45 protein-coding genes are annotated in these 24,780 nt (G+C 44.5%); 4 read left to right on the top strand and 41 right to left on the bottom strand.

Going from position 1 to position 24,780, the window contains the following annotated elements:
* Positions 1 to 5: 5 nt before the first annotated feature.
* The 3 genes from KQX66_RS25380 to KQX66_RS25390 all read right to left on the bottom strand — a co-directional run bounded on the left by KQX66_RS25380 (position 6) and on the right by KQX66_RS25390 (position 1,557).
* Positions 6 to 428, bottom strand: a complete 423-nt coding sequence (locus KQX66_RS25380) for a hypothetical protein (protein ID WP_216795587.1) — start codon at positions 426 to 428, stop codon at positions 6 to 8.
* A gap of 507 nt (positions 429 to 935) precedes the next feature.
* The gene (locus KQX66_RS25385; protein ID WP_010493958.1) at positions 936 to 1,160 is read right to left on the bottom strand and encodes a helix-turn-helix domain-containing protein; all 225 of its coding nucleotides are present in this window, start codon (positions 1,158 to 1,160) and stop codon (positions 936 to 938) included.
* 196 nt (positions 1,161 to 1,356) lie between these two features.
* Entirely contained in the window at positions 1,357 to 1,557 is a 201-nt protein-coding gene (locus KQX66_RS25390; RefSeq protein ID WP_216795588.1) for a helix-turn-helix domain-containing protein, read from the bottom strand.
* Between the two features lie 250 nt (positions 1,558 to 1,807).
* Between KQX66_RS25390 and KQX66_RS25395 the strand changes: the two genes are divergently transcribed.
* Positions 1,808 to 2,263, top strand: a complete 456-nt coding sequence (locus KQX66_RS25395) for a hypothetical protein (protein ID WP_216795589.1) — start codon at positions 1,808 to 1,810, stop codon at positions 2,261 to 2,263.
* Positions 2,264 to 2,321: 58 nt separating this feature from the next.
* Here KQX66_RS25395 and KQX66_RS25400 read toward each other — a convergent pair whose 3' ends face one another.
* The 35 genes from KQX66_RS25400 to KQX66_RS25570 all read right to left on the bottom strand — a co-directional run bounded on the left by KQX66_RS25400 (position 2,322) and on the right by KQX66_RS25570 (position 21,791).
* Positions 2,322 to 2,618 (bottom strand): hypothetical protein, encoded by a 297-nt coding sequence (locus tag KQX66_RS25400; protein WP_216795590.1) that lies wholly within the window; start codon positions 2,616 to 2,618, stop codon positions 2,322 to 2,324.
* A 2-nt stretch (positions 2,619 to 2,620) separates the two neighbouring features.
* On the bottom strand, positions 2,621 to 2,845 hold the full coding sequence (locus tag KQX66_RS25405; protein ID WP_216795591.1) for a hypothetical protein: 225 nt from the start codon (positions 2,843 to 2,845) through the stop codon (positions 2,621 to 2,623).
* Between the two features lie 242 nt (positions 2,846 to 3,087).
* Entirely contained in the window at positions 3,088 to 3,591 is a 504-nt protein-coding gene (locus KQX66_RS25410) for a hypothetical protein (RefSeq protein WP_216795592.1), read from the bottom strand.
* 12 nt (positions 3,592 to 3,603) lie between these two features.
* Positions 3,604 to 3,801, bottom strand: a complete 198-nt coding sequence (locus KQX66_RS25415) for a hypothetical protein (protein WP_216795593.1) — start codon at positions 3,799 to 3,801, stop codon at positions 3,604 to 3,606.
* Positions 3,794 to 4,369, bottom strand: coding sequence for an XkdD/Y8K6 family phage-associated protein (locus tag KQX66_RS25420; protein WP_216795594.1), 576 nt, complete (start codon positions 4,367 to 4,369; stop codon positions 3,794 to 3,796). The genes KQX66_RS25415 and KQX66_RS25420 overlap by 8 nt, the downstream gene beginning before the upstream one ends.
* On the bottom strand, positions 4,366 to 4,821 hold the full coding sequence (locus KQX66_RS25425) for a hypothetical protein (protein WP_216795595.1): 456 nt from the start codon (positions 4,819 to 4,821) through the stop codon (positions 4,366 to 4,368). Before KQX66_RS25425 ends, KQX66_RS25420 begins: the two co-directional genes overlap by 4 nt.
* Before the next feature lie 214 nt (positions 4,822 to 5,035).
* Entirely contained in the window at positions 5,036 to 5,437 is a 402-nt protein-coding gene (locus KQX66_RS25430; RefSeq protein WP_216795596.1) for a BC1872 family protein, read from the bottom strand.
* A complete protein-coding gene (locus KQX66_RS25435; RefSeq protein ID WP_216795597.1) occupies positions 5,430 to 5,774 on the bottom strand; it encodes a hypothetical protein in 345 nt (114 codons plus the stop codon). The genes KQX66_RS25430 and KQX66_RS25435 overlap by 8 nt, the downstream gene beginning before the upstream one ends.
* A gap of 57 nt (positions 5,775 to 5,831) precedes the next feature.
* Positions 5,832 to 6,320: a hypothetical protein gene (locus KQX66_RS25440; protein WP_216795598.1), complete on the bottom strand. Its 489-nt coding sequence runs from the start codon at positions 6,318 to 6,320 to the stop codon at positions 5,832 to 5,834.
* A gap of 215 nt (positions 6,321 to 6,535) precedes the next feature.
* The gene (locus KQX66_RS25445; RefSeq protein ID WP_216795599.1) at positions 6,536 to 6,820 is read right to left on the bottom strand and encodes a hypothetical protein; all 285 of its coding nucleotides are present in this window, start codon (positions 6,818 to 6,820) and stop codon (positions 6,536 to 6,538) included.
* Between the two features lie 34 nt (positions 6,821 to 6,854).
* Positions 6,855 to 7,112 carry a hypothetical protein gene (locus KQX66_RS25450; RefSeq protein WP_010501356.1) on the bottom strand — a complete coding sequence of 86 codons (258 nt, stop codon included), beginning with the start codon at positions 7,110 to 7,112 and terminating at the stop codon, positions 6,855 to 6,857.
* The gene (locus KQX66_RS25455; RefSeq protein ID WP_216795600.1) at positions 7,109 to 7,435 is read right to left on the bottom strand and encodes a hypothetical protein; all 327 of its coding nucleotides are present in this window, start codon (positions 7,433 to 7,435) and stop codon (positions 7,109 to 7,111) included. Before KQX66_RS25455 ends, KQX66_RS25450 begins: the two co-directional genes overlap by 4 nt.
* Positions 7,432 to 7,803: a DUF1360 domain-containing protein gene (locus tag KQX66_RS25460; protein WP_216795601.1), complete on the bottom strand. Its 372-nt coding sequence runs from the start codon at positions 7,801 to 7,803 to the stop codon at positions 7,432 to 7,434. Before KQX66_RS25460 ends, KQX66_RS25455 begins: the two co-directional genes overlap by 4 nt.
* Before the next feature lie 9 nt (positions 7,804 to 7,812).
* Entirely contained in the window at positions 7,813 to 8,373 is a 561-nt protein-coding gene (locus tag KQX66_RS25465; RefSeq protein ID WP_216795602.1) for a hypothetical protein, read from the bottom strand.
* Positions 8,374 to 8,529: 156 nt separating this feature from the next.
* A complete protein-coding gene (locus KQX66_RS25470) occupies positions 8,530 to 8,997 on the bottom strand; it encodes a hypothetical protein (RefSeq protein WP_216795603.1) in 468 nt (155 codons plus the stop codon).
* Positions 8,998 to 9,018: 21 nt separating this feature from the next.
* On the bottom strand, positions 9,019 to 9,576 hold the full coding sequence (locus tag KQX66_RS25475) for a hypothetical protein (protein ID WP_253957429.1): 558 nt from the start codon (positions 9,574 to 9,576) through the stop codon (positions 9,019 to 9,021).
* 220 nt (positions 9,577 to 9,796) lie between these two features.
* The gene (locus KQX66_RS25480) at positions 9,797 to 9,979 is read right to left on the bottom strand and encodes a hypothetical protein (protein ID WP_216795604.1); all 183 of its coding nucleotides are present in this window, start codon (positions 9,977 to 9,979) and stop codon (positions 9,797 to 9,799) included.
* A 12-nt stretch (positions 9,980 to 9,991) separates the two neighbouring features.
* A complete protein-coding gene (locus KQX66_RS25485) occupies positions 9,992 to 10,570 on the bottom strand; it encodes a dUTP diphosphatase (RefSeq protein WP_216795605.1) in 579 nt (192 codons plus the stop codon).
* Positions 10,567 to 10,896, bottom strand: a complete 330-nt coding sequence (locus KQX66_RS25490; RefSeq protein ID WP_216795606.1) for a hypothetical protein — start codon at positions 10,894 to 10,896, stop codon at positions 10,567 to 10,569. Before KQX66_RS25490 ends, KQX66_RS25485 begins: the two co-directional genes overlap by 4 nt.
* Before the next feature lie 267 nt (positions 10,897 to 11,163).
* Entirely contained in the window at positions 11,164 to 11,739 is a 576-nt protein-coding gene (locus tag KQX66_RS25495; RefSeq protein WP_216795607.1) for a hypothetical protein, read from the bottom strand.
* Complete coding sequence (locus tag KQX66_RS25500; protein ID WP_216795608.1) at positions 11,678 to 13,120, bottom strand: replicative DNA helicase; 1,443 nt, start codon at positions 13,118 to 13,120, stop codon at positions 11,678 to 11,680. Before KQX66_RS25500 ends, KQX66_RS25495 begins: the two co-directional genes overlap by 62 nt.
* Positions 13,080 to 13,418 (bottom strand): replicative helicase loader/inhibitor, encoded by a 339-nt coding sequence (locus tag KQX66_RS25505; RefSeq protein ID WP_216795609.1) that lies wholly within the window; start codon positions 13,416 to 13,418, stop codon positions 13,080 to 13,082. Before KQX66_RS25505 ends, KQX66_RS25500 begins: the two co-directional genes overlap by 41 nt.
* The gene (locus KQX66_RS25510; RefSeq protein ID WP_216795610.1) at positions 13,363 to 14,250 is read right to left on the bottom strand and encodes a conserved phage C-terminal domain-containing protein; all 888 of its coding nucleotides are present in this window, start codon (positions 14,248 to 14,250) and stop codon (positions 13,363 to 13,365) included. The genes KQX66_RS25505 and KQX66_RS25510 overlap by 56 nt, the downstream gene beginning before the upstream one ends.
* A gap of 13 nt (positions 14,251 to 14,263) precedes the next feature.
* The gene (locus KQX66_RS25515; RefSeq protein WP_216795611.1) at positions 14,264 to 14,953 is read right to left on the bottom strand and encodes a hypothetical protein; all 690 of its coding nucleotides are present in this window, start codon (positions 14,951 to 14,953) and stop codon (positions 14,264 to 14,266) included.
* Positions 14,954 to 15,712, bottom strand: a complete 759-nt coding sequence (locus tag KQX66_RS25520; RefSeq protein ID WP_308647275.1) for an MBL fold metallo-hydrolase — start codon at positions 15,710 to 15,712, stop codon at positions 14,954 to 14,956.
* 1 nt (position 15,713) lies between these two features.
* Complete coding sequence (locus KQX66_RS25525) at positions 15,714 to 16,079, bottom strand: hypothetical protein (protein WP_216795613.1); 366 nt, start codon at positions 16,077 to 16,079, stop codon at positions 15,714 to 15,716.
* Positions 16,080 to 16,294: 215 nt separating this feature from the next.
* Positions 16,295 to 17,272 carry a recombinase RecT gene (locus KQX66_RS25530; RefSeq protein WP_216795614.1) on the bottom strand — a complete coding sequence of 326 codons (978 nt, stop codon included), beginning with the start codon at positions 17,270 to 17,272 and terminating at the stop codon, positions 16,295 to 16,297.
* Between the two features lie 3 nt (positions 17,273 to 17,275).
* Positions 17,276 to 18,841, bottom strand: a complete 1,566-nt coding sequence (locus KQX66_RS25535; RefSeq protein ID WP_216795615.1) for an ATPase — start codon at positions 18,839 to 18,841, stop codon at positions 17,276 to 17,278.
* On the bottom strand, positions 18,765 to 19,259 hold the full coding sequence (locus tag KQX66_RS25540) for a hypothetical protein (protein ID WP_216795616.1): 495 nt from the start codon (positions 19,257 to 19,259) through the stop codon (positions 18,765 to 18,767). Before KQX66_RS25540 ends, KQX66_RS25535 begins: the two co-directional genes overlap by 77 nt.
* A 196-nt stretch (positions 19,260 to 19,455) precedes the next feature.
* Positions 19,456 to 19,731, bottom strand: a complete 276-nt coding sequence (locus tag KQX66_RS25545) for an AbrB/MazE/SpoVT family DNA-binding domain-containing protein (protein ID WP_216795617.1) — start codon at positions 19,729 to 19,731, stop codon at positions 19,456 to 19,458.
* Between the two features lie 28 nt (positions 19,732 to 19,759).
* Entirely contained in the window at positions 19,760 to 19,957 is a 198-nt protein-coding gene (locus tag KQX66_RS25550; RefSeq protein ID WP_216795618.1) for a hypothetical protein, read from the bottom strand.
* On the bottom strand, positions 19,954 to 20,109 hold the full coding sequence (locus KQX66_RS25555; RefSeq protein ID WP_216795619.1) for a hypothetical protein: 156 nt from the start codon (positions 20,107 to 20,109) through the stop codon (positions 19,954 to 19,956). Before KQX66_RS25555 ends, KQX66_RS25550 begins: the two co-directional genes overlap by 4 nt.
* Positions 20,099 to 20,413, bottom strand: coding sequence for a helix-turn-helix domain-containing protein (locus KQX66_RS38745; protein ID WP_438804211.1), 315 nt, complete (start codon positions 20,411 to 20,413; stop codon positions 20,099 to 20,101). The genes KQX66_RS25555 and KQX66_RS38745 overlap by 11 nt, the downstream gene beginning before the upstream one ends.
* A 27-nt stretch (positions 20,414 to 20,440) precedes the next feature.
* Positions 20,441 to 21,055: a BRO-N domain-containing protein gene (locus KQX66_RS25565; protein ID WP_216795620.1), complete on the bottom strand. Its 615-nt coding sequence runs from the start codon at positions 21,053 to 21,055 to the stop codon at positions 20,441 to 20,443.
* A gap of 436 nt (positions 21,056 to 21,491) precedes the next feature.
* A complete protein-coding gene (locus KQX66_RS25570; protein WP_216795621.1) occupies positions 21,492 to 21,791 on the bottom strand; it encodes a helix-turn-helix transcriptional regulator in 300 nt (99 codons plus the stop codon).
* Between the two features lie 106 nt (positions 21,792 to 21,897).
* Between KQX66_RS25570 and KQX66_RS25575 the strand changes: the two genes are divergently transcribed.
* On the top strand, positions 21,898 to 22,305 hold the full coding sequence (locus KQX66_RS25575; RefSeq protein ID WP_216795622.1) for a helix-turn-helix domain-containing protein: 408 nt from the start codon (positions 21,898 to 21,900) through the stop codon (positions 22,303 to 22,305).
* Between the two features lie 192 nt (positions 22,306 to 22,497).
* Here the strand turns inward: KQX66_RS25575 and KQX66_RS25580 are convergent, their stop codons facing one another.
* Positions 22,498 to 22,755 (bottom strand): helix-turn-helix domain-containing protein, encoded by a 258-nt coding sequence (locus KQX66_RS25580; protein WP_010501401.1) that lies wholly within the window; start codon positions 22,753 to 22,755, stop codon positions 22,498 to 22,500.
* 307 nt (positions 22,756 to 23,062) lie between these two features.
* On the opposite strand from KQX66_RS25580, the gene KQX66_RS25585 reads away from it, so the two are divergent.
* Together KQX66_RS25585 and KQX66_RS25590 are read left to right on the top strand one after the other, a co-directional pair.
* The gene (locus tag KQX66_RS25585) at positions 23,063 to 23,506 is read left to right on the top strand and encodes a hypothetical protein (RefSeq protein ID WP_216795623.1); all 444 of its coding nucleotides are present in this window, start codon (positions 23,063 to 23,065) and stop codon (positions 23,504 to 23,506) included.
* Positions 23,507 to 23,511: 5 nt separating this feature from the next.
* Entirely contained in the window at positions 23,512 to 23,874 is a 363-nt protein-coding gene (locus KQX66_RS25590; protein WP_216795624.1) for a hypothetical protein, read from the top strand.
* Between the two features lie 27 nt (positions 23,875 to 23,901).
* Here KQX66_RS25590 and KQX66_RS37865 read toward each other — a convergent pair whose 3' ends face one another.
* A complete protein-coding gene (locus KQX66_RS37865; protein ID WP_272942346.1) occupies positions 23,902 to 24,024 on the bottom strand; it encodes a hypothetical protein in 123 nt (40 codons plus the stop codon).
* Positions 24,025 to 24,037: 13 nt separating this feature from the next.
* Positions 24,038 to 24,586 carry an accessory gene regulator B family protein gene (locus tag KQX66_RS25595; RefSeq protein WP_216795625.1) on the bottom strand — a complete coding sequence of 183 codons (549 nt, stop codon included), beginning with the start codon at positions 24,584 to 24,586 and terminating at the stop codon, positions 24,038 to 24,040.
* Between the last annotated feature and the right edge of the window lie 194 nt (positions 24,587 to 24,780).

Here is a 24,780-nt window from a genome sequence, read left to right on the forward strand (position 1 = left end):
TAAAATTAAATCCTTTCCACCATGGACTCCTTGGGATCTTCTACGATGATGGCCAGATCGTCAATTCCGTCTTTGTTGAGGTCTCCGCGGGCGACGGCCTTCTGACCGTTACTTAGAAGCGAGAGTTCTTTGCCTGCCGGAATGAGAGAAGCAAGGTTATGGATATCTTGTAGGGCTCCAGTCTGCTGCGGTTCAGGCTGAGGCTTGAATTGCGGCGCGGACGCCAGTTGGGATGGAGATGGAGCTTGGGTTTGCGCTTGCGGTTGCGATGCTTCCGCATTTTGTTTAGTGTCTTCCTGCTGATGGCTTGCGTCTTTCTGTGTCGCCCCCGGTTTATCCTGAGTTAACTTCTCGCAGCCTACCGCTGCGGCCAAGAATGTCATGACCATTAACCATTTCATGGTGTGTCGAAATAATCTGCTTTGCATAAGTTGCTTCCTTTCGATTTCACGTGGGCTTAATTCAAACACCTCCGTATATATCGGCCATCTCCCTCTCCAAATTCATGTAAATTTCGGCACGTTTTTATGGCGTTCAATCTTTGAAAATCAAATAGCCCTCTTCCTGCGTTCCCCATGAGGAAAATGGAAAAAGAAGGCCAGTTTGGCTGCTTCGAGGGTTGAAGAGAGCAGGCATGAAAGTCACAGCTACCCCATAGAATAAGATGAATAAAGTTCCAGTGTATCCATATCTACGTTCCACCAATCCCCTATGCTTCATATACAGGATCTCCATTTTCATATGTAACCCCGATTTCTTCCAATACATCAGGACTGAACACAGTATGAGATGACCCTGTATCGATAATTATATCCGTGATCTGCAACAGAGAAAAATTCCAGTTAAGTACCACCGAAAACCAAATAGCCCTCTTCCCGCGCTTCCCCGGAAGGAAAGCGGAAAAAGAAGGCTGGTGTGGCTGTTTCGCGAATGCTTCAAATCTGCAGTTCCCCAAGCTTGATCAGCTCGACAACGGCTTGCGAACGGCCTTTGACATTTAACTTCTGCATGACGTTAGAAATATGGTTCCGCACTGTCTTTTCGCTAATAAACAGCTGCTGTGCGATATCTTTTGTCGTTTTGTCTTGCACCAGCAGTTCAAAGACCTCACGTTCGCGATTGGTGAGCAAAAATTTACTTTTGTGATCGCTGCCTTTCAAAGGCATAAATACCCTTTATTCTGGTTTCACTCGCCTCACCCTAGTTTCCCCTTTTTTCCTTGTATTTATTAGGACTTGTCCATTTTCATCTCCCCTTTATTCACCTCTAGTCACTTCTTAAATTTCCCTTTCGTTTGCTCTTTTTGCATCAAATTTGCATCAACTGCATCAAACAAAAAAAGAAAACAGGAGAGCTTTAGTTCTCCTGTTTTGATTTGGTACCGTTATACCAATTATAAAAAGATTCACGATTAATTTTTATTCCTCTTCCAACTCTGACTGAATGGAAAACGCCAGAGTGAACTAATTTGTAAGCTTGATTTAAACCGCATCCGAGTATCTTCCTAATATCGGATACTTCGAGTGTGTCTTTTTTAAAATCAGTTTGTTCTTTCATCTATAATCACCTCGTTACACTTTATTCAATTGCCCGCATGTCTCATACATTAGGAAGACCCAGTTACTGATATATATTTTTCTTTTGTAACCTATTTTATTTTCAATAGCTTCAAATCTCCCCGAGCATACTGGTCTGCCGTTTCAGGGTAATAGAATAGAATTTACAAAAAAACCAATTTACATTATAGGTAAACAATGTTACTATGAAGCAGTAGTAAAATTATTCCATTATAAGGAGATGATTTACATTGACGAAACTTGTTGTTAATGGTTTGCTGGCTCTTTCGCTTACTGCCGGGATTGTAGCTCTACCTATCGACGCTCCTGCAAAAGTACATGCTGCTAATGTTCAGTCAACTCAAGCACAAGTACAGCCATCCGCGTATTATCGCGATCTTCAGTTTGATCACGATTATTTAACGGAAGCAGATAAGTGGGTTGTAATAGATGACTATAAAATATTAGTATCTACCCCAACAAACTACACTTTACAAGTTAAACAATATACCTATGACAATACAAACATTGAAGCAATAAGATATCTAATACAGAGTGAAACGGGCGCTGGTAGTCAAATGTTCGATTTTGAAGGCAACGACAAACACGTAAGAACTTTTACACTACCGCCGGGAATCTATAGAGTCGAATACACAAGTTTCCATAAAACCCCTGTCAAAATTAGAGGTGACCTCTTCCCTTCATAATCCCTGCTCTCCCCCACTAACCATGTGGGGGAGTCGTCATTTACACTTCTTCATCCCCTCACCCTTTCTCTTGGGATACCGGATGGGATGTCTCGCTTCCTCCGCTCTCCCCACCATGACCTACAATCATTTCAATGTCGCACGTTTCTCCGATATTTTTTGCAGTGAGCATATGTCCGTAGACAATTGACTGTGTCAAATCCATGGTTACTTGTGAGCGATCATCTGGTGGAAATAAACAGATCATTCCACCAATCGTATAGGCAATGTTATGAATGATTTTGAATAGTTCTTTTGTATCTTTTGCTTGATCGGTCATTTTGAAAATTTGTTCCGATATTTTTTCTATTTCCATGTTCATTTACCTCCGCTCTCTTGTGGTAATTCGTAAATGCCTTTCACCCAAGTCTCAAACTTCCGAAGCTCCGTCCATCTATGCTTGCCCTCGGACCCGTCTTTTTTGATATGTGTCCAGTTGACGTATTTTGTGCCACTGCTTCTTGTCTCAATGATGTTGACTCGCCGCTCGACTTGCCTTTTTCCTTCCATTCCCCAGTACGTGATGCCTTTCTTGATTTGCATCCATATACACCGCCTATTCCTATATTTATTTTGTTGTTGTAATTCGATCGTTCTTCCTTCGATCAAAAACCATCTTGTAATATTCTTCGAATTCCTCGTTTTCTTGTTTGATTAGGTCGTTTTCGTGGTCCATACCATGTCCAGCATCACAACCAGCTCGGAAAAAATTATGGAGCAAAGATTTCAGTTCTTTTTTTTTTAAATATGGCACGATACACCGCCTATTCCTTGTAATTCTGTATTCAGACTCGTTCAACTTTCACAATGTCTAATTCTACTGCTCCACGTTGTGATATTTCGCAGACGTGCTCCGTGTCGCAAAGATCGCGTAGACACCTTTCGATGTCCTCTTGCTTTTTATAGTCATATGGATTAAATATCAGGTTATTTCGATTACGCTGACCTTTATTCCAATCAATAATGGTATAGAGATCAGATGAACTTGTTATGCAGATCGCAAACTTGTCATTGCACGCCTTGACGATGTAAGGCTCCTTTTCTTTTTCGAATAACACTATATTACCAACGTCCAGTTCCATGCTCGCTCGTCGTTCGTTCATTTCTTTGACGTAATCTTCAGCCTGACAATCCGCACAATCTTTATACTTAAGCCCGTGTTTGCAGCTATACTGCAAGGCGTGGTAAAATCCATGATGCTTTTCTGTATTGCAACAGTGTTCTTTCCCATTGAATTTTCGAGTGCCATTAGCTCCATAATCAGGTCCGCATACTGGACAAATTATCATGCTGATCCCCTCCTATTCAGTTTCTTGTGATGCCTTGATACGAATATATCGTCCCGTCGAATCCGTGACCGCCTCCACCGTTCCATAGCCGATCTCAGCGATATATGAGACTTCCTTTTCGATCTGCTCGGTAGTCAAGGTTGTGGGGTATTCTTTTCTCCAGACGCATTTTCCGTTTGCAAAAAAGTCAGTAGTCACGATTTTAGGCATTGGCTTTGCTCCCTTCAGTTTCTTGTGATCCATCATCAGGCTCTAAGTCAACAGGACCAGAGTTCATGCTTCTGACGATATCATCTTCGTCTGCCTGATTGATCCGATCTAAGGCTTCTGTGGCTATATCAGCGGCATCTTGGCCTGGCACACCATGTTCGATGAGGCCCAATGCTTCATCTGCTATTTCTAGTTCGTTTTTCATCTGCTCGATCTCCGCATCCTTCGCTTTCCCCAGCGCCTCCATCTCAGCTTTCAGATTGTCGTATGCCTTCCATGCTTCGGAAAGCTCCACGGACTGCTGCTGGACGATCTCAGTTAGCTGCTGGAGCCACGAGGGGGCGTTGGCGATCAACTTTCTGTTGTGACGCCAATTATCAAATTCATGATGAACAGAACCGTCTTCGTTATATTCCAATACTGATGCCACAGCTTTGTGCAGAGGGTAATCTGTAATAATGTATCCCGGTGCAAAAAAACTTGTTGTCCACGGCCCCGGCGTAGCTGCTTCCCTCGCCGTTTGGACCTCTTCCAGAAGCTCCGTGATCTGTTCTGGAGTGTATTTCATGGCTTTTCACCTTCCCCTATCTTTGCTAGGATGGAACGGATCATTTCCGCTCTTGTTGGGCTGTTGTGTTCGACGATCGGCAATGTGAGGTCCAGCGCCTCGCGCATGGCTTCGTATTTCATCAGCAATTCCACATACTGCCCGTTTGTATAGTTCCGTCCTTCTGGACCGTGGTCGTCTCGTTCTTTGGTGAATTGCTTGATGAGCTTCTCAGACTCCAGAAGCTCGGCCACATGAGCATTATGGGCCGCTCTTTCTTCGGCGTATTCTTTGGTGAGTCGTTCGATCTCAGCATGTAGCCCTTCTATGTCCGAAAGCAGTTTCAAGACGGTTCCGCGAACGTATTCTTCGGAGTAATCGACAGGTTTCACACGACCTTCCTCGTCTACTGGATGTGTCCGAAACTCTTTTCTCAGCTCCGCAAGTTGTTTGTCGTTGAAGTACATGCTCATCCCTGTTCACCTCCATACTTTGACTCAATCTCACGTAAAGCCTTAATCGCCATTTCAACGGCTGTTGTCTCGTCGGTAGCCTCCATTAGCTTGCTTAACGTCGTATCGTCTGGGAGATAGCACCATCTGCCGTTGAATTTGACCTGCGGGTGCCATGTCTTACGAGTCGTTCTCGCTTCGGGATCTAGGTAACATTGCTGCTTAGATCTAACTTTCACTGCTGTTCCTCTCCTCTCAAGGCTAGGAGAGCGGCCAAGCAGACAGCATGCGGGAATTCCCTTGATGATTCCGTATAGAAAGCGTCGCTATCTGATCGCGGATAAATGGTGATGGTATATGTGACTTCCCCCACAAATATTTCAGTGCGTTCTATAATTGATAAAGGGAACTTCTCCACCACTTCCCATGCTGCGGATATATCGGTGGAATACAGCGGGAACGGCTTTTGCTTTCCGTCGCTCGGATCAAGAGCAAAATTCCTTCTATAACCGTCTACACCGACGGCATGATCGCAATTAGGATCAATCGGAGAAAAGTTAGTCCATCCCATCGCTTTTGCTACAAGAGCATCCAGCTCTCGTCCGGGCTTCATATCCCGTACCTGTTGTTCATTCATGGCGTTCGGCCTCCAATCCAGAGAGTCCGGCAAGATCCAGTAGCACATTCCATTCCTCAAGTGTAGGCGTCCATGGATTTTCGGTTTTAGCTCGATTGAAGTATGCTGCCTGACTTGATGCCATATGTCTGACCATAGCCAATCGATAGTTCAGTACCTTATGAGCAATTTCCTCGGGTGATTCGGTGACACTGATTTTACCCGCGACGGTTTCAATAAAAGTGACCACTGGTAATTTGCCGAATCCAACACCTGTTTCGTTTTCCCAAATTGCAACCACCGATTCAGGATTCACCCAAACATAACCTTCATTTTTAATTTTCGTCAGTCTAATCATCCGTTCCATTCCTCCCATGGGGAGAAGGCTTATTGACCTTCTCCGGTATCAAATTACTCATGACACAAAGTCGAACAAGTCCAGTTGACTGCCTGTGTCGTTGCTATCTTTTTTCTTAGATTTCGCCTTGGCCGTCGTTTGTTTCGGCGTGCGGACAATTTCGTCTTCCGCCCGTGACTCGGCCGAATATAGTTTGTATTCTTCCGCAAAGATCCAGTCGAAGAACGTCGTAATGGCTTTCTCGTCTGTCCAGTTCCATGCATCCCTGAAATAGTTGTCATATCCCCTGCCTTCCTTCCGGAAGTACTCGACAACGCCATACCCCCAACTGTTGTATCCATTAGGTGATATATAGTGGTTATCCAACTGGCAAAATTCATACCGCTCACCAATCTCTACGATGGCAACATACTGCGTCCATTTCGTTTTGAAGTACGCCAGGCATTCGCCATTGAACAATTTAGAGATTTTCCCGATCACCTTCTCGTCAGCAATCCGCCAATACGTTTTCTGTATTTCCAGATACTTCTGATCGGTCCTGGGCATGTTCATTCACCTCAATCTGTACGAGAAACGTTCCAAGGTGTTTAGCATAGGAGCATCCGCATTGACATATTGGTTCATCGATTAGTCCGATTTGAATTGCAAACTGGATACCGCATTCCTCGCATTGATAGAAATCGAACATCCGGTATCATCCTCTCCTTGGGGAGCCGAAACTCCCCGACTAAAATCTTCTTACGGCCTCCGCGTTGCTGGGCTTATTCGGTCGCCCCGATGGCCTTCGGCCTTAATACAGGTTCGTATTCGTCGTTTCTGATCACTGTCGGAATCCCTGTTTGAGGATCCACAATGAGCGTATACTCATCGGAATCTGATTCATTTAAACTCGGCTCCTCGACAAAAACAGATCTACACAATGGGCACTCATCCAATTCATACATATCAAGTTCATAGAAGACACCTTCGCAGTATGGACACCACATTTCGTTGATTTCAATTGCCGTATTGCTTGTTCTAAAAAAGTCAATGCTCTTCTTTTCCAATTACGTTTCATCTCCTTTATCCCTTATGAGGGGTCTACAGGCTCCAGAATGTAGTTCCTGTGTTGTTGAAAGACAGTTCAACACCATATCCCTTGAAAAAATCGCCTAACAGTTTATAGAAGTCGTCGTTTGGATAAACGAGAGAGTTATTTTTAATGAAAACATCATCCATGACATTGATTTCATAACCATAATCGTTCCAAGTAGACTTATAGATGCGAAGAACAGATTCGTGATCTTGTAACATTTCATTAAATTGCGTGATCATTTCTGGTTTAATATTTCCTTTCATTCTCTCAATCCCTTCCTGAACTCTTTAAGCCACTGACGGCCCTCAAACCCGGATTCGTCCGCCCAATCATGGCAATCAGTACATAAGTGGGCTAAATCGTTTACCGTCGTCCTAGCCGTCAATTTCCCGCGCCTAATGAGATGTGCCCGCTCGGTTGCTCTGGCAGCGTCACAGCGTTCGCAGACGCCGTTTGAGCGGTCTTTAAGCTGCTTGTCCACCTTTGGGGTTATGTTTCCCATTTGGCGCTGTGTGAGCTTCTGGCGCTTGCTTTTGCATTGATCTTCTTTCGTATAGGTCAATGCTGGACGATCGGCAAAATTCATGGCTCCCTCCGTTCTCTCATCTCCGGGAAGCCGACAGCCTTCATCCAGCATGTTTCTATCAGGGAAAGTACGGCTGCAGCAGCCAGAGCAAGGAAGAACCAACTTGCCGCATCACGAAACGCCCAGTTAAAGCCGACCATCGCGAACGATACCCAAATCCCTGTGCACCAGTGGCAATTTAGCAGCTTTCCGATGTATTTCCTTATGGAACCTCCTTGAAGTGTGAAAGTTGGTATAGGGCCACCATAATCCCGAGTGACGAAGAAATTCCGGATCGGATCGAAGACTTTGTCAAAAACAAGAAAGTGCGTGATTCGGTACGCGGCTAAACAAAATACGATGAAATCAAGCAAATTTATGTGGTCCATCGCTTCCTCCTATTGGGTCTGCTTTTTCTCCATTCGCTCTTTAGTGGCTTTGATAACCCATTCTTTTGAAAGAACTCCCCAGAGTTTTAAAGAGTCCGTCATTGCAGGAATGCTTGCAATTAATTTTCTCCTTAATTTTGACTTGCTCATGAAAGCAAATTGTAAGGCGATCATAAACGGGTGGCCCTCGATATATCTGTACTTAATTGCCTTTCGCTGATCCTCAGTCCGTAATAGCCGGTGAGCCCGTTCGACCGCTTTTGTAGCAATTTTGTATTCGCTGTAAACCCATTTCCTATGTTCGTGAAGGATAACCGCATTAGATGTTTTATCAGCATGAGTCTCCTCTTGCGATATACGACGAGCTGTTTCTCCTTCGATATCCGTTTTATACATTTCATCCTCATTTTCTTCGAAGTCTATGCAAAGCATCTTCATGTAAACGTACTGATCAAGAAGAAATAATGTGCACTCAATGTCAAATTCCGTTATCGAAGGGAACAACTCTAGTTGCTCTGCGAGAACCTCCTGAGCCTCAATACGATCTTTATCTGCTGGTATTTCCTCCACCCCCTTGCCCATCCCCCAGGATGCAGCCGGGGGTGATTTCAGAACAATCTTTGCACTTGAGAGCGGATCTCTCCGCCCTCGTTTGTGCTATTTTCGATACCATTGCTTACATCTCCGTCATTTTCGCTGACCTTATGGGCATAGAAATGCCCGGGATCAGAAAGGGAGGTCATCGTCTTCAGGCATTTGAGGCTCTTCATCGGTTTCCTCATCGCCATCATCTTCTTCCTGTTCCTTTTCCTCGTCCGAATCACGTTCGGCGCCTTGCATACCGTCTGCATCCTCTTCGTTGCCGTCTTCAGTACTATCTTCTTGCCCCTTGGCATCTTCGTCCTCACGAGCCTCTTCGACCTCATCGATGTTCATTTGCCCAGTTTCTTCTGAAGCAGTTGCCGATTCAACTACGCCGGCCGAATCAGTTGTGATCAGAAGCCCCTTACGAGGTTCGCCGAGATAATCCGTTACCTCCATCTGTGAAATACCGAGGGCAATGAAGATCTCATCCCGTTTAGCCAGCCGCTGGATAGAATCAAGACTTACGCTCGAAGGAATTTCAATGGTTAAAACTGTGGTTTTGCTGCTTGCAATTCTCTTAATTTCGGCAGAAGTCAATACAATGTTCATTTGATCACGCATCCTTTTCGATTATGATTTTGCATTAAGAATATCCCTGACGACTTCCAGTTGATAAGGCATCCTATCGATCATCCCCAGCAACTCGCGTTCCCGATACAGATTCCAGGCGATCCTAGCGATCACATAAGCATCAACGACGTTATTGCTCTTATGCGTGAAGCCGAAATGCTGCTGCACTGCCTCTTTCATTGCTTCCTTCTTTTCTTTATCCTTGAGGCGTCGCTTGCTTCCCGGTTCCCCTACCCAACCAGTGACGCCGACGTACTTCTTCACTGCATTGGGGGCAGCTTGGTTGAAGGTTAGTCCTTTCCTGACGACCATTGTCCTTACGCCGCCGTGAATCATGCCAGCCGTAATAGCCTTTTGCGTATCGAATGGGGTTCCCTCGATGACGATTTCGTCTTCATTTTTCAGGTGGCGGTATACCTCGTTTTCGAGCTCGACCAGTTTTTGAATATCTTCCTTCGATTTTCCGGCCAGATCCTTCGCAATAAGAATGTTGCCTTGCTCGTCTAATGCCACGAAACCGGTCTTTGTTGCTGGGTCAATTCCTACGAACCTGATCACGTTGACCTTCCCTCCTTTTGGCTCCAAGGAATCAACCAGGCTATCCGACGATATTGCGTTCTCCGAAATGAAGCCGGCTTTGATGAAGCATAGTAACGACACGTCTCAGCTCGGACTACTTCGTAGTGACAACAGCATAGTGGAACCAAGGCCCACGACTTATTTGCGGCCGCAGCGCAGTTGGGAAAGTTGCACCGATGTCTTGTGACTTTTGGGTAATTCATAGCAATTTCTTCAACTCCCCTGCAGCATAGAGGTAACCGGCGGCAGTGTGGATATGACTAATTGCCGGGATAAAACGTCCAAATGCGAGGTAATTCTTTGTTATTTCCATTTCAGTTCGAAACTTAGTTTCAAGGTCATCGATAACTCGATTGATATCGTCTGCAAGATTTTTTGTCATGCGGCACCGTCCTTAATACCCGGTCGATTGACGCTTATGGTTAATTGCATTCTTGGCAACATAAGCTTCGACGATCTGCTCGAAGGTGAATCCCAGACGTTGCTCTCCAAGGTTATAAAATATAAACAATGCCGCACGCAAACTTTCGCGTTGATATTTACTAAGGTTATCTGGATTTTGAAATAAGAACTTCTCCCCATTGATCAACCCAACATTATGCAGCAATTCCATAAATAACACGACTGTTTCCTCTTCGAGCACATCCTCACATACATACAAATCTTCTGCTGGTAAATCAAGCTGCCGGGCAATGGAGAGAAAGAAATGAAGGCAGTCTACGTATTCTTCAAGCACCCGGTTAACAAGTTTCTCTTCACTGCAGTCGGTTACCCCGATTTCCAGAACATTAAACCGCGGTTCTTGATCATTTGACCAATGCTTAAACCCTCGCCATTCATTTGCCAGTTCGGCGATTTCAACCTGAAGCGCCAGAACGGTGTTCGGCAGCAAATCCACTCCCTCAAGACCTTTTTCTTTGATGATTCGAGCGTCCAACTCTTTTTGCATTTCGTACATTTTCTCTAAATTCATTTTTCCATCTCCTTCTGCTGCATTCTCAATACCACCTTAACAAATTCATGCTTGACCCTATGCTCTGCATGGATCATCTCGGCGAAATCGTCCGCCGGCATATCTGAATGCTTTGGCCGTAGATCCAAAATCTTATCCCGGGCCCGCAGTACCCTAAGTACTATGGATTCGGCAACCTTGTATCGGCGCCGATAAAATCTTGCAAACTCTTCATCTGTGCCGTCACTATACGCTTTCCTTACATCCAAAATGCTTTGCTCAAGGTCAACAGCAGTAGGGGTGTCGTCAATTTTATCCTTGCGCTTAATAATAAATGTTTGGGCCATGTGACCGCCTCGCTTTCTTTTGCAACCTTCTTTCTCGTGTTTTGGAAATAATCTTTACTGCAGCTTGGTGCTTCAATTCTTTATATTGGCGATAGTCCTTAACTCTTTTCAAAGCGATTCTTCGAGATCTTCGTATCTGCATCATTTGACGTACGATATCATAGCGAATCTCTAGCGGTATGGCTTCATTTGCGGCTAACAGGTACAACTCATACATGTCTGTCAGTTTGCACATTGTGAGTGGGTTTTGCTTGCCCACGGTTAATATCACTCCCCTATCGGCAGCGGATGCTTTCTGGTCAACTGCTTCAGCAATTCCGGGATCACATCGCCCCATTGTTGAAGATAGCGTACTTTGAAGTCGTCGTATTCGGCTTGTGATTCCCAGGCGCCTCGGCCACTTGGATCGATGTCGGGCTTTAGCACCCAGATACTTTTACCCGCCCGCAGCCGTGTTCCTGCGCACCGAAAGCTGTTTAAAACACCGCAGAGCGTATCTACCTCGCCGTATACCCTGCCGGCCTGCTTGTCCTTATCTAGCGCCATCTGGAGCAAATCAGCCCATAAATGAGCATCCTCCGTAAGGTCCGGACGTGGATCTTTTTCCGGCGGCGCAGCTTCTTGCAGTACAATGGCTGTTTTTTCTGACTTGGGGACAGGATCGACTGGTTTTGTTATATCCTTGTACTCTTGGATGGCAGCGCTCAGCCGATTGACCTTTGTCTGAAGCTTTGACTTTTCTGCATCATCCAGCAGCGGATCTCTAAGTTCCACTTCAAGACTATTTTTTAGCTCCTCGGCCTTTCTTAACTGCTCCACGTTTTGGATTTGCAGTGCCGCCATCGTCATCACCGTCCTTCTTTTCGAGCTCGACATACTTTTGATGCCACCAGCGGAAGAGGTATCGGAATTTGTTAAGCCCTACGTTACGGCCCTTCGCAAAAATGGATTGTATAACTTTTAGACCGTCTTTCATTTCTCCGTTCCACCAAAGAAATTCCACGACATCAGCATCTTGTTCGATGCTTCCGGACTCCTTTAAATGTCGGAGCTTCGGCTCTTCGTCATCGACGGCCCGGTCTAGTTGTGACAGCATGATCATGACGAACTTCATGTTCCGAGCCATGGTTTTGGCGGCGCGAGTTACTCGCCCGATCGCTTGCGTTCGATTTTCACCTTTTCGTTGTGGAATCTCCATGATTTGCAAATAATCCACAATAATTGCCGCAATCTTCCCATACTCCTTGATAAATTGCCTCGCCGTAGCTCGGATCTCATCGATCGTAACGCCCGCGCTGTCCTGGATAAAGATCTGCAGTCCCTCTATTTCGGCATATGCTTTCTCGATTCGTTCCCACTCCTCGACTGTGAATCCGTACTCGCCGCCCTTGTTGATGAGCTTGCTGTAGTTCACCTCGGCTACCATTGCAACCATCCGGTCCTTAACTTCGGCCTCGTTCATTTCCTGGCTGTAAATAAGGACCGGGCCTGCTTTCTTGTTGTACTTAGCGATTCCGTATGCTAATTGCAGTGCTTTGGCGGTTTTCCCTACGCTTGGACGGCCGGCGATGATATATAGCCATCCGATCCAGATCATTGCCCATGCGTCGAATTGTTGGAATAACCCGGTCATCAGCTTTGCAGCTTTACTTTTTAAATGTTCGAAGTATTCCTTTTTGGATTCAGCAAAGCTTCGCATCTTTGAGGTTTTCTGCGGACGCAGATCATAAACTCGATCCTCGACTGCTGCAAAGAAGTCTTCATCGTTATCGAATTCCTTCACCTTTGATTTCTCCGCATCAGGATTCGGAACAATTTGAATCGTGTACTCGCCACCGCTCGAGATTTCAACGATATCCTTGCTTATTTCAATCGCCCGGCGCCGGTGCGCCTTTGAACGAACGATTTGAGCATGCCGCTTAATATTTCGAGTTGTTGCTACTGCACCGGCCATTTGCGAGAGGTAGGTTATCCCCCCCAATTTCATCAATAGAGCCGTTTTTCCTCGCAGTTCGAAATGCCCGGCGAGCGTCTGGAGATCGATCGGTTCGTTCCTGTCTCGTAGGTACCGCATCACACCGAAAATGATTTCATTCCGCTTTTGGGAGAAATCCCTCGGCTCTAGAAAATAGATTTCATCGATGCAGTCACCTTCTAGCAGTACCGCCCCAAGCACGGCCATTTCAAGTTCTAAGTCGTTTAATGGAGTCTCCATCAGGTTCATAGACAAACGCCTCCGGATCATTTCCTGCTCTTACCCAAGCCGAAAGAGCTATTTCGATGTTGCGGGCTCGAATTTCGGGGTCCACTTCGATCTCCTCTTCCTTGGACTTTCTGATATCGGCTATAGTTGGTGGATATTTATTGGACATTATGTGCTCCCGAACGTTTGCCAGCCCGGTACCATCAGGAAGGTCGTTCAGCAAATCGAACCATAAGTTCTCTTTAAAATCGTCGAAGGTGAAGTTATTGTAAGTGTTTCGGAGAATCGTCAAAATCTGAATAAGCTCCGATTTTTTCATTTGCCTGCTCCTCTTGGATTTTTCGTAAGAGCCTTTCATTTTCCTTAGACAGTGTTCCGCCGTCCACTTCTGCAGCAATAGGCATCTTTTGATTGAGGTATTCAACGAAATTAGTTGGACGAAATAATGTAGAAGGACGAAGGAACTTTTCCATTTTTACATTTCCAAGCCAGTCGGCACATTTTACGTCAATCACATACTTGAAGTCGTCCAGCGTATAGCCTTCGTTCAAGCGCCCGTTGATCATTTTTTTTATCTCTTTAGTCGAAGGTCTATATTTCGTAGAAAGCTTTGCGTTAAGGTAATGGATAATGTCCGCGACTAAAGCTTCGTTTTCCTTTGACACTGGTTCTCCCTCCGTCTTTTCTTTTTTCAAACCTGATTTCTTACGCACAACACTATATCTTTTAAGATCTTTTAAGTTCTTATAATTCTTTACATTCTTGTTTGTGTTCAATTGCTGTTCATTTGCTGTCCAACTGCTGTCCAAATCTTGATACTGAATCCAGTTAACCACAGTAACGACGCTGTATTTCGTCGTTTTTTTGATGTTCAACATTTGCTCACTTTCGAAGCGTGATAGCATTCGCCATAAAGTGGATTCACTTAGCTGTTTTGAGGGCTTTATCCCCTTGTTGAACTCCTCTTCAATGGAATGTCTGCCGGTTACAAACTGCCCAACTTCCAAGTCAATCAGTTGGTTACCTACAAGCTGCCTAGTCTGTTGGTGAGATGCTTTGAGCAGGCACAAAACCCACAGCTTGAGGTAATTCGGATCAGCGAAGAAAGGACTTGCCAGCAACTTGCGGTGAAGTTTTATCCAGCCCTGCATCTCACCTCACCCTCTATGCATTTTGTTCTGCGTATACTTGCTTAACAAAGGAAGCGATACGATCGGATAATTCTTTGTCCCGCTTGTTTTGTTCGAAACCGAATTGCTCGAAAATTTGACGAATGCCCAGTTTCAAACGATCGTCCAATGAAGCTTGTTGAACCGGACCGGACATTTCGATTCTGTAGCCATTGGCGAGAGCTCTAAATAGCTTTTCTGCGCCGGCCGCTGTCTGGTTATACTCCTTAATAACCTTAAGGGCATCTAGTGTCCTTTGATCATAGTCCCTAAACAATTGACTGATTACTTCCGTTAGTGGCAGGACGTTATATTTCGAAATTCCCGCATCAGCACAAACTATCAGAGCTTCAGCAACTTCCAAAGGAATTTCCGGCCAATCTTTGTTCCGTTCTTTGGGGATGTCTCTTTTTAGCTCGGCAATAACCTCAAGTGCTTCGAATAAAGCTTTTTCATGCAATTTAATATCGTTGCCTTGATCAATAATGCCTCGGAGTAAGGAAAGCTCTTGGCAAAGTGGCGCGAGAACGCATCTACTTTTATAGATGCTAACCCCTTCGTAATGCCCCCTAATGACCTGATATCGATCTCCATCGCTTTCCTCAACCTCTAACAGCGTTCCAGCGGGTATAGGATGACAATCGTGTTTGTACATAATATTCCCGATCGTAATTACATAAAGCACTCAAACCACCTCCAGATGATAATGCTTGCCTGCTTCAAATCCTTTTTGCCGTAATGCTCGCCTAACCGTTCCCTCGGCAAGAGCTGGCATATTGTTGTTGTTCGAAAGGTGTGTGAGGTAAATTCGTTCACCTTTGCCCTTGATCAGCTTCGCCAGTGCCGCAGCTGTTTGCTCGTTGCTCAAATGTCCAATGTCTGAGAGTACCCGGGCCTTTACGCTATCGGGGTAGCTGCTGGCCTCAACCATATTCGGTTCGTGGTTGCTCTCTATGATGTAGACGTCGCTGCCAGCCATTGCTTCGAGCATTTCGGCATCAACCTTTCCGGTGTCGAGGCATATTGAACACCATCCGTCGTTTTCCCAACCGACAACATAACCTAATGAATTATAGGAGTCGTGATGGGTAGGAAATGCCCTAACCCAAAATGTTCCGAATAGATGCATGTCAAAACCAACATCCATTACCCGCCGAAGATCATCATCCACCGCCTGGATATTCTTCCATTCGCCTTCGCTGGCCCAAACTGGAATCCGCCATTTGTTGGCAAGCGGCAAGCCTTTTATGTGATCCCCGTGTGCGTGTGTGATGAAAATTGCCTGGATATCTGAAGCTGGGTTAATCCCGGCCTCGATCATACGCTTTTCGATTTTGGTTTTAGGTACTCCGGCATCGATTAGGATGCCAGTATCACCGCTTTGAAGATGAATGCAGTTTCCGGAGCTTCCGGACGCGAGAATAGTTACTTTCAATCCCCTCACCTCAATGAATCCTATAATTATCTTCTGGAAATTCCAGAGCGTGATGCTCTAGACTGTTGTCGGCTTCGCACACCAGAAAACCGCAGCGTAAGCAGTAACTCCGTACCCATAATTCGGGGTATTCTGTCATATTTCCAGTTGAACGTGTTTGATCGCAACCACACCTAGGGCAGAATACATCTGAAATATCCACTGTCCGAGACTGCTCATCCTTCGTAATAACCACTGCTGCAAGCCGCTTTCGCAACGCCTTTCGGCTCATCTTCTTCCCGATTATTGCTTTTTTTGTCTTACGCGACACACCTTCGATATGACCATAATGTTTAAAAATAAACTTATAATGTCTCCACAAACGATCTGTGTTCATATCGCACGCTCCTTCTTGATTCTTTCTTGCCACTCCTTCAAATGCCCGCAGCCCTTAGCTGGCTCCTCGTAATACCGCCGCCCCTGTGCGAAGGATACGAACTTATCGGTTGAGCTTTCATAGTAAAATCCGTTGAGAACCGGATTCCCTGGCGCCACAGTGGACACCGGAACCGGATGTACATCATCAAAAAGATCGAGTTGGATTGCAGCCATCTATTCAAGCGCCGCCATCAATTCATCATCCAAGAGGTCGTCACCAGACTTATCCGCGTCTGCAGCGTTCTTTTCCTCAATGTGCATGTCCATGATTTTTAATAGGCCCATCATTTCGGCCAAAGTCGGCTTTTTACCCTTTGGCTTGGCATGCTGAGCAATGTATTTGGCCATCTCCTCCGGATCGGTAATGCCAAGTGCTTGAAACTTTACCGCCATCTGTTGACGCGCTTCTTGAAGCTTCAATTCTTGTTCGTTGCCAGAGTCTTCCCCATCAGGTGCTTGTTTTTGTCGCTGCTCTGTTGCCATAGCTTCCGCCTCAGCAGTGATATCTCGGCGCTGGGGCTCGTAGGCCGGCACGTTTTCGGCCGAATAACCTGCCGCTTCGCGCTCCTCATTCTCGAATGTCAAGCCGAAAGCAGCTTTCAGCACGCGCTTAACCATATGTTTTTTGAACATGTCGTTGAATTGATCCGTCCACATTCTTTTTTGCATTCCGATTTGCGAGCGCTGGTAATGCTCAACTTCAGAAACTTCCATAATGACAGAGAATGGTTCAAAACCTTCTTTATATGCAAACGCATATCCGCCGATAACCTTGCCTCGCGGAAAGCCAAATCTGTGCTTGTCGATAGCTATAAAATAGCGCCCGTCTTCCGACAACTCCTGATGCATTTCAAAATCATCCTGCTCATGAACCAATTGAACGTCGTAACCGCGGTAGCCTTCAGTTTCCTTTGCTTTGCGAACATAAAAGTCAATGCCAAATTGCGTTGTAAGCTTGCCTTGGAAAACGCTGGGGTGGATCTCTCCCAAAATTGGATTCGCGCCGGCTGCCTTAGCAATGCCCATGAATAAACGGAATTGAGATTCGTTGCAATCTTTTGCAATGGTCTCATGGACCGTCTTTACATCCTCGGGAGTTAATTCACCGAAAACAGTGTTTTGGTAAAGCATTACTTGGTTTTGCTGGGCCATGGATTAATTACCTACCTTTTCAGTTTCGATTTTTAATTCTTGATCTGGTATGGCTCTACCAGTGATCAATTGGTCATAAACAACTATCTTTCCGGTATACGACTCTATGCCATCAATGAAGCACGGTACGATCAACTCCGATTGCTTGAACAGAACCTCAGTGAGCTCAAGGCCCGCTGCAATCTTCTCGCCAGCCGACAACGCGACGTAATCTTTACCGTCCATCTGAATCATGAAGTCCGATATATACTCGCAGCTACTCTTCACGTATTTGAAGAGCCGGACCGACAGTGTTGTGAATAGATCCTGCACCTTTTTGGTTTGAAGCTCCGCCTCTTTTGCCTTGAAAGCTTTGATTGCGTCCAGAATGAAGATGGAGTCGTTTTTAGCTTGGAGATACGCCGCCTCGTTCTTTTTGGCTTCTTCCAAGTCGCGCATGATCTTAATTCTGGACTGTTCGGATTGAAGCAAAGCATTCAGTTCGTTTGATCGTACAACAAGGTCAGAAACGGAATATCCCGGTTCCGTCAGCGGTTTGAGTCCGGCCAGTTGCTCTCGTAAAGCTTTGCGCTCGCGGATCAGAGGGTTCACCTTTTCAGCTTGATATTTAACAGCATCTTTCTTGGCTTGCTCCGCCTTTCCCTTGGCTTCTTCGGTCAGCGGCTGTCCGCATGTCTGGCATTCCTGATCAATCACTTGAGCAACTGCAGCATCATAGTCTTTTTTCCCAGCGTCAATTTGCCGGGTAAGAGCATCGATTTTCAACTGTAACGTACGGATTTCGTTATTCCGATCAGCAACCTTTTTCCGGTCCGTCTCGAACGCTTTGATCCGATCTTTCAACGATGCAAGTTCAGACGAGATTGCTTCTTGGTCTAACGGACCTGTCTCTCCAAACTCTTGCAATTGCCCTGTGAGCGTCTTAACGCTACCTTGTGCCTGAATATGAAGCTTGTCATTCTTGTTCTTCAGGTCCGTATGCAAGCTTGCCAACTGGTCGATAGAATGCTTTTTCAAAGCTTCAGCCAAGCGAGCTGCTTGGGGGGTTAAGGCAATCTCCTTCTGCTTCTGGTCCGGACTCGTTCGCGACATTTCCGCGAGCACTTCCGAATTTGCTGGTGGCAGCAAGTACCTTAACAGCAAATCGCGCTGTTTATCCTTGTGGAGACTGAAGAAGTACAATGGATAGTAGAGCGATAGGAACGTCTCTTTGTCGAACAGCGACTGGACGAATCCACTATACTCCCCTTCCTTAACCGGGACCTCGTTCAGATAATATTTATTTGAGCCGTTGACAATCTCGCGGGTAAGAAGGTAATCGGTGCCGTCAACTGATATCAGCAATGAAGCATGCACAGCGTCGAACTCATAATTCGTAGGCGTCGGGTTGTACTTAGAGCCTCCAAACAAATCGGTGCCGAAGAATACCCATGCCGGCGCCTCACCGATTGATGACTTTCCCTCGCCGTTTTTTCCGGATAGTCTGGTGATATCACCGTAATTGACCGTCAGAGAACGGTGCACTTTGTAATTCCGCAACCCCAGCTGCTTGAATCGGATGCGTCTCATTCGGCTCTTCCCCCCTGCCGACATGTAATTGCTTAATATCAAGGATTTCTTTTAAAGCTTCCCTAAGCTCATAAATCTCTCTTCCGTACAGATAAATTGGTATAAAATCGGAGAAACCCCTATCAATCTCAAGGAAATGGTTGTTACCTCTAATAAGAAAACACTGATGCCGTCCAAATTCCTCTTCACCAAATGGGAAGAACAATATCTGCGAGCGTTTACCATCGCTAGTTAAGGAATGCGCTTGTTCTAGAATTTCAAGAAGCGTTAATCCCTCAGTTGTCGAAAGCCTGATATAACCGAAATCTGGATTGAAAGGTAGAGCGAGCATAATTTTTTGCCCTTCGTACCGGCGAAGCACAATACAATCTTCGCTTTCAGTCCCACGACGGGTATTAAATATAACCGTTCGAATCAATGGGCCACCTCCTGTTCAAGCCGTAATGATAAATCCAAGTTGCTGCAATGCTTCCCGATCCACCTCGACGCTACCAGAGGTTGCTTGTGGACTTACGTCGGTATGCTTCAGAAAGGCACCAGGCAATACAATGATCTTTTGCTTCTTGAACCGGACGATAAAATTCCCAGTGTAATGTTTCTCGAAGGAAATAAGGCTAGTCAATGGTATCTCCACCCTTCAAACTGCCTGTAGTAACTGGCAAATCAGATAAGCATGCCTTACAAACAACTTTTCCCTTAAAATGAGATGTGTTCTCGGCGCTGCCGCAGAAGATGCATGCCGGCTCATATTTCCTGAGCACGATACGTTCGCCATCCACGAAGATTTCCAGAGCGTCTTTTTCACTAATGTTGAGCGTGCGGCGCAGCTCAACTGGCAAAACCACACGACCAAGCTCGTCTACTTTACGAACAATTCCGGTTGCTTTCATTTCAAGTTCCTCCAATTAGGATTTATTTTTATGGGATATCTTCAGGATCGCCGCCGGCTTTTACAAACTCCTCGCACACTTCAAGCCATCCCTCGGCTGCTTCGGCTGCTGTACAGCCTTCATCTACCCGATCGGCAATGTAGCTGCGCCGATTACGACACCCAGTCTCTCGTAAAAGCCAAACCTGAAATTCAAGTTTCTGCTGCAGTCTTTTTTCTTGTTTCATCGCTTCAACTTCTGTACAATGGCGATGAGAATGTTTTTGACGGAAACGCTTCTCAACCCAAGCACTTGCCCTGGCCGGCGAGTGCTTTTCTTATTTTTAAACAGGTCCCGTTGTTCCGGCGTCAGATAGGTCCCTTCGACTTTAACGCTCATCGAATGTCCCCTCCCGTCCGAGAAGATAATCCAAGCTAACCTTGAAGTAATCAGCGAGCTTCAGCAGAGTTTCGAAATCCGGCTGTCGCCGCGCCTTCTCGTAATGCGATATGGCGGCACGTTTGATTCCTAGCTTGTCCGATAATTGATACTGAGTTAGGCTCCGCGATTCTCGAAGCCCAACAAGCCGGCGTCCAAAGTTTTGAGTGATTCGGCAAATCTTTACCTCCTTCGCTTTCAACAAGCCGCTGGAGTATACAGGTCCGGACTGGAGCTGAGCGTCTTTCAGCATTTGTGCGAACATCGTGGTTTCACCTCCTTTCGTGAAATTTTATTGTAGGTACTTACCGTAGACCTTTTCACTAACCGATAGGTCTAAACCGAATTTCTCTGTTACTGACATGAGGTTCACAGTATCATCCAGAACCTGCTGGCGTCTTACAAGCATGTCAGGCGTCATTACTTCCTTCTTGACCATCTTCGGATACCCGAACATAGAAGACACGGTTTTATTTGCTATTGTGTTTGCTTTAATGAAGTCCACTCGCACCGGATGCTGTAACGACGATCTCAGTTTGCTCATCGCTTCCTTCTGATGGTCCTTGTCTAGCATGCGGAACACTTGGAATGCTTCAAGTCCCGTTGCTTGACGCAAATGTTTGATCATCTCGTATACCCATCGTTTAAACTCTTTTGCTTCTTTCTTTCTACTCTCAAAGACCGTTTCGTAAATTCCATATTCATTAACAATTAACATTTCCTGAATACCGCCACTTGTTTGAAGGTGGTGCTTTGAAAGTACCTCCTCTGGTAACCTCTGTTTAACTTTTTTCGCAATCAAACCCATAGCGTTCGTTACATCTGCAAGTACTGCCCACCAATCGCCTATCGATCGTTCTACAAAGCGTATTTTGTGACCGTTCCAGTTTTCAACACGAATATCCACAACGATGTACCTCCCTTCTTGTTACCAGTCCAGACATTCATCGCCTTCATCATTCATCGATTTTAATAAGAGAGAGATAATGTAAAGTAACTCTGGTGAGGTCGTGTAACTGTTTAATTTAATGGATGAATTAGTTAATAGGTATGGATCAATAATAACCATGGGATTTTTAGCAATCTGCTTTTGTGCCTCATGTCGAAGTGCGTTAATTAACGTTTGGATATACATGTCTCCCAAATGTAATCACCTCACCGAAATTAAAATTTTCTTTCACTACAAAAAAGATACTAATAATTACGTGATAGGTATACAAAAACAAAACCTATTCAGCATTAAGGTTTGAAACGCGAACAGACATTCCGCATTGCGATATTTAAAATATCGTTGTATAATTCTTTTGTGGGTAATAGTAACTAAAAGTAAACTTTAGATTACTTCATTGAAACTTTTCTTTAAGTGTCTCATAGTATTCCAATGCTCCATCAACAATATCTGGGAATAATTCTTCAACAGTTGATCCGAGGTATGCAGCATAAACAAATGACATCATGAAACTTGGATCTAGTTGACCATACTCAATTTTCCTGATTGTAATTTCTGTTACGTTCAGATCACTTGCCATCTTATTTTGAGAGCATTTTGCAATCCGAAGTTCACGAAAACGAAGCCGCGGAACAAGAGGACGATCCTTTTTTAGTGGTATAGCTTTTGGCCTTCGCTTTGCCCTTTCTTCCAAATTCTTCACCTCCTTGGTAATAAATCGAATATATCACGTAATTAAAAAACACGCAATACTAGATTTTGATATTCTTAGTTAATTTTCGAAAGGGGTATTTCTCGTCATGTCACAAACACTAGGTATGCGCATAAGAGAACGCCGTACTAAACTTAATCTAACTCAGGACGAACTGGCAGAAAAACTGGGGATGACCAGAGCTAATTTTTCTAGTTACGAGTCGGATAGAAACATCCCTCCAAGCATTATTTTGGGGAAAATCGCTGATGCTCTAAACGTTTCCGTTGATTATCTCTTAGGTCGAATCGACGAGCCTTATCAAATATACTTGAATAAAAGCGCTGACCATTTATCATTGGAAGATCAAACTTTGTTGAGAAAGTTTCTGATTGAGTCAGAGGAGCTTATTCGACAAAAAGGGGACATCTCTGAGGAAAAACTAAGTCATGTGTTAGAGTTCATGGGTTATGTTTTCCGGAAAGAAATTGAGGATAAAAAGAAAAGTCAATCCTAAATTTCGACAAATCATGTCGAATTCGCTAAATTCTTCTTTATATTTGTAGACCATTGCACTATTCATGTCAGGTCCGTGCTATAATGTTTCCTACAACGCCCATTTCCATATATCTACTATTACCGGGGTCATGTGGGATTATTTTTTACCTTCTTGTACCCTAAAAGGATGACAATCATCCCAGAAGAGAACCTAATCGGTACTCTTCGTTGAATGTTGCCGCCTGCGTCGATTTGATTGTTTGGGAACGAGGTCATAGATTCTTGCCGGGTGGACACCCATCGCTTGTGCTGCGGACAAGAGCAATGCAGCTCCCATCTTTTTTCTGTTATGTGCATAGTCTGAAGCTTGCTGTCTTGTCAGGCCCATCCTTTCAGCGAAATCTTGATTCGTCCAGCCGATCTCTTTCCAAATCTCATGCAAGTGGCAATCTCCCAACTCATAACGCATCGGGTAGGTTGCCTCCTAAAAAGGTGGGTTAACGTCAATCGTAACAGAAAGCTGCAACAAAGTGAATTCCTTATAGGAGGTGTTTAATAAAAAGAAAATAAAAAAAACTCCAAACTTTTGAGCGCAAAGGCTGGTACCCTTGTACGCTCCGGTTCGGAGTTCTGTTTAATCTCATGCCTAATTGTATTATTTCACTACACCAAAAGAAAGCGAACAAAATGCGAACTTTATGTTAAGTGTTTCCGGGAAGAATTTTTCTTGACATCTTTGGAACCTTATGATCTTGGCGAATGGAGGGAACAAATACATGTCTGATGACACTTGTGTCATGCACGTACATCTTGTTCCCCTTGTTGACCTTGAGAGTGGACAAATAGTCGAAGTTGATCGAAATGACATCACAAAGATTACCAGCGATAAATATGGTATTGTCTTCACATCGCACGAAACCGGGAAGCGTTATCGTTTTCCGCGGAATCAGGATGAAATTGAAGAAGCATGGTTTCAATACGGATTCAGGTCTACTGATTCAACAAACGTGGTTAATGTTAATCGCGCAAAAGTGTATGATGAGGCCAGAGGACGTTTATATTTCGAGGATTCAGAAGAAAGTGACTTCGCATATGTTGCTGCAGTACATAATGATCATGTGATGGCACTTTCGATCCAACGAGGGATAAAAGTGATTCCTTCTGGAATCAGGTCTAGGTATAACAAAGTTAAGGAACGACTCACACGGCGATCGGAGTGATCTTTTTGAAACTAGACGAGCAACTTAAATCATTATTCGATGAAGTTGGGGAACGCTGCCCTTATAAATTAGCCCAACACCTCGGAATCACTCTCCATTATCTTGATCTTGGGGAACATGTATGCGGATTCTATCAAAATAGCCCTCTTGGAGGTCGTTATATAGTTCTCAATTCATGTCTTGATATGGATGAGATGCAAACTACAACGTATCTTCTGCTCCAGCATCACCAAGCACACGGAGAACTGAACTTGTCATTAGGTTGGAACGATATCAGTACATTCAAACGTGTCGAGAGAGAATCCGTCAAATATCTTAGGATGGTTGTCGATGCATTCTTGGCAATTAAAGCAAAAAAACAGACATAAATAAAAGCGGCCAGCGGCCGCTTATTTTTATTTCATGAGCTCATCCGGAATATCCGGTGCATTACATCCAAGAAAGCAACCAGTCTTTGCTAAGCGTTTTGAGAACCAAGTGATAATTGCGTCTGTTGATTTGAATAATGCTGTCTTCATTTCATTGGCTCCTTCATAGGTTTATTTTTCTAACCAATCCCTGAACAACCGGAGTAGTTGTAATAGATTGGATAAAAAACGCGGTGGTCAACACTTCAGACTGAAAGAAAAGATTTGAAAGAACTATTAGTGCAGATATAAATTTGAGTCTGGGATAGTGTTCCTTTTTTATGTTACTTTTCTTAATTCCTGCAGGGGCATAAAGTAACAGTAAAATTATTGAAATCACATTTAATATAAGCCCATTATACCAATATTCGACATTATAGTACATTGAGATGAGCATAAAAAAAGACGTCACTAAACTGCACAGATTCGCCGAAGAAAAATGAATCCCTCCGCTATAATAGCGTAGTAAAGGGAATCCAAGTACTGCAAGAACAGCAACTGAAAAATGATCAGTAAGTCCTCCGATCAACAATACAATTATTACAGAAAACAACAAATTTAGTAGGCCTATTAACCCAAATTTTAATACAGCGACTGACGATGATTCTGGATAATTTTTATTTATTTTAATTGCTAGAGATTCAGCGATGTTTTCTATTTTTAAACTCTTCATAGCGATCTCCTAGAAGTTCTTTGATGAGCTTCCTGTTTTGTTTAAAAGTATAGATAATGCTTACAAGCAAGCTTAAGAAGATAAAGACGATTATGTAGGCATGGCTCGAATAAATCGTGAAACGAGTATTTGCGAATTCAAGAACAAGAAATCCAAGAGCTAAAATAGTGGTCCATACAAAATTAGATGTTTTC

This window comes from Paenibacillus oleatilyticus, from assembly GCF_018998565.1.
Classification (GTDB): Bacteria; Bacillota; Bacilli; order Paenibacillales; family NBRC-103111; genus Paenibacillus_G; species Paenibacillus_G oleatilyticus.

Bases quoted from the DNA above. Each gene is read 5' to 3' on its own strand.
- KQX66_RS25380 (WP_216795587.1), bottom strand. From the start codon at position 428: ATGCAAAGCAGATTATTTCGACACACCATGAAATGGTTAATGGTCATG.
- KQX66_RS25390 (WP_216795588.1), bottom strand. From the start codon at position 1,557: ATGAAAGAACAAACTGATTTTAAAAAAGACACACTCGAAGTATCCGAT.
- KQX66_RS25400 (WP_216795590.1), bottom strand. From the start codon at position 2,618: ATGGAAATAGAAAAAATATCGGAACAAATTTTCAAAATGACCGATCAA.
- KQX66_RS25405 (WP_216795591.1), bottom strand. From the start codon at position 2,845: ATGCAAATCAAGAAAGGCATCACGTACTGGGGAATGGAAGGAAAAAGG.
- KQX66_RS25410 (WP_216795592.1), bottom strand. From the start codon at position 3,591: ATGATAATTTGTCCAGTATGCGGACCTGATTATGGAGCTAATGGCACT.
- KQX66_RS25415 (WP_216795593.1), bottom strand. From the start codon at position 3,801: ATGCCTAAAATCGTGACTACTGACTTTTTTGCAAACGGAAAATGCGTC.
- KQX66_RS25420 (WP_216795594.1), bottom strand. From the start codon at position 4,369: ATGAAATACACTCCAGAACAGATCACGGAGCTTCTGGAAGAGGTCCAA.
- KQX66_RS25425 (WP_216795595.1), bottom strand. From the start codon at position 4,821: ATGAGCATGTACTTCAACGACAAACAACTTGCGGAGCTGAGAAAAGAG.
- KQX66_RS25430 (WP_216795596.1), bottom strand. From the start codon at position 5,437: ATGAATGAACAACAGGTACGGGATATGAAGCCCGGACGAGAGCTGGAT.
- KQX66_RS25435 (WP_216795597.1), bottom strand. From the start codon at position 5,774: ATGATTAGACTGACGAAAATTAAAAATGAAGGTTATGTTTGGGTGAAT.
- KQX66_RS25440 (WP_216795598.1), bottom strand. From the start codon at position 6,320: ATGCCCAGGACCGATCAGAAGTATCTGGAAATACAGAAAACGTATTGG.
- KQX66_RS25450 (WP_010501356.1), bottom strand. From the start codon at position 7,112: ATGAAAGGAAATATTAAACCAGAAATGATCACGCAATTTAATGAAATG.
- KQX66_RS25455 (WP_216795600.1), bottom strand. From the start codon at position 7,435: ATGAATTTTGCCGATCGTCCAGCATTGACCTATACGAAAGAAGATCAA.
- KQX66_RS25460 (WP_216795601.1), bottom strand. From the start codon at position 7,803: ATGGACCACATAAATTTGCTTGATTTCATCGTATTTTGTTTAGCCGCG.
- KQX66_RS25470 (WP_216795603.1), bottom strand. From the start codon at position 8,997: ATGAACATTGTATTGACTTCTGCCGAAATTAAGAGAATTGCAAGCAGC.
- KQX66_RS25480 (WP_216795604.1), bottom strand. From the start codon at position 9,979: ATGACAAAAAATCTTGCAGACGATATCAATCGAGTTATCGATGACCTT.
- KQX66_RS25485 (WP_216795605.1), bottom strand. From the start codon at position 10,570: ATGAATTTAGAGAAAATGTACGAAATGCAAAAAGAGTTGGACGCTCGA.
- KQX66_RS25490 (WP_216795606.1), bottom strand. From the start codon at position 10,896: ATGGCCCAAACATTTATTATTAAGCGCAAGGATAAAATTGACGACACC.
- KQX66_RS25495 (WP_216795607.1), bottom strand. From the start codon at position 11,739: ATGGCGGCACTGCAAATCCAAAACGTGGAGCAGTTAAGAAAGGCCGAG.
- KQX66_RS25500 (WP_216795608.1), bottom strand. From the start codon at position 13,120: ATGAACCTGATGGAGACTCCATTAAACGACTTAGAACTTGAAATGGCC.
- KQX66_RS25505 (WP_216795609.1), bottom strand. From the start codon at position 13,418: ATGAAAAAATCGGAGCTTATTCAGATTTTGACGATTCTCCGAAACACT.
- KQX66_RS25510 (WP_216795610.1), bottom strand. From the start codon at position 14,250: ATGCAGGGCTGGATAAAACTTCACCGCAAGTTGCTGGCAAGTCCTTTC.
- KQX66_RS25525 (WP_216795613.1), bottom strand. From the start codon at position 16,079: ATGAACACAGATCGTTTGTGGAGACATTATAAGTTTATTTTTAAACAT.
- KQX66_RS25530 (WP_216795614.1), bottom strand. From the start codon at position 17,272: ATGGCCCAGCAAAACCAAGTAATGCTTTACCAAAACACTGTTTTCGGT.
- KQX66_RS25535 (WP_216795615.1), bottom strand. From the start codon at position 18,841: ATGAGACGCATCCGATTCAAGCAGCTGGGGTTGCGGAATTACAAAGTG.
- KQX66_RS25545 (WP_216795617.1), bottom strand. From the start codon at position 19,731: ATGAAAGCAACCGGAATTGTTCGTAAAGTAGACGAGCTTGGTCGTGTG.
- KQX66_RS25550 (WP_216795618.1), bottom strand. From the start codon at position 19,957: ATGAAACAAGAAAAAAGACTGCAGCAGAAACTTGAATTTCAGGTTTGG.
- KQX66_RS25555 (WP_216795619.1), bottom strand. From the start codon at position 20,109: ATGAGCGTTAAAGTCGAAGGGACCTATCTGACGCCGGAACAACGGGAC.
- KQX66_RS38745 (WP_438804211.1), bottom strand. From the start codon at position 20,413: ATGTTCGCACAAATGCTGAAAGACGCTCAGCTCCAGTCCGGACCTGTA.
- KQX66_RS25575 (WP_216795622.1), top strand. From the start codon at position 21,898: ATGTCACAAACACTAGGTATGCGCATAAGAGAACGCCGTACTAAACTT.
- KQX66_RS25580 (WP_010501401.1), bottom strand. From the start codon at position 22,755: ATGCGTTATGAGTTGGGAGATTGCCACTTGCATGAGATTTGGAAAGAG.
- KQX66_RS25585 (WP_216795623.1), top strand. From the start codon at position 23,063: ATGTCTGATGACACTTGTGTCATGCACGTACATCTTGTTCCCCTTGTT.
- KQX66_RS37865 (WP_272942346.1), bottom strand. From the start codon at position 24,024: ATGAAGACAGCATTATTCAAATCAACAGACGCAATTATCACTTGGTTC.
- KQX66_RS25595 (WP_216795625.1), bottom strand. From the start codon at position 24,586: ATGAAGAGTTTAAAAATAGAAAACATCGCTGAATCTCTAGCAATTAAA.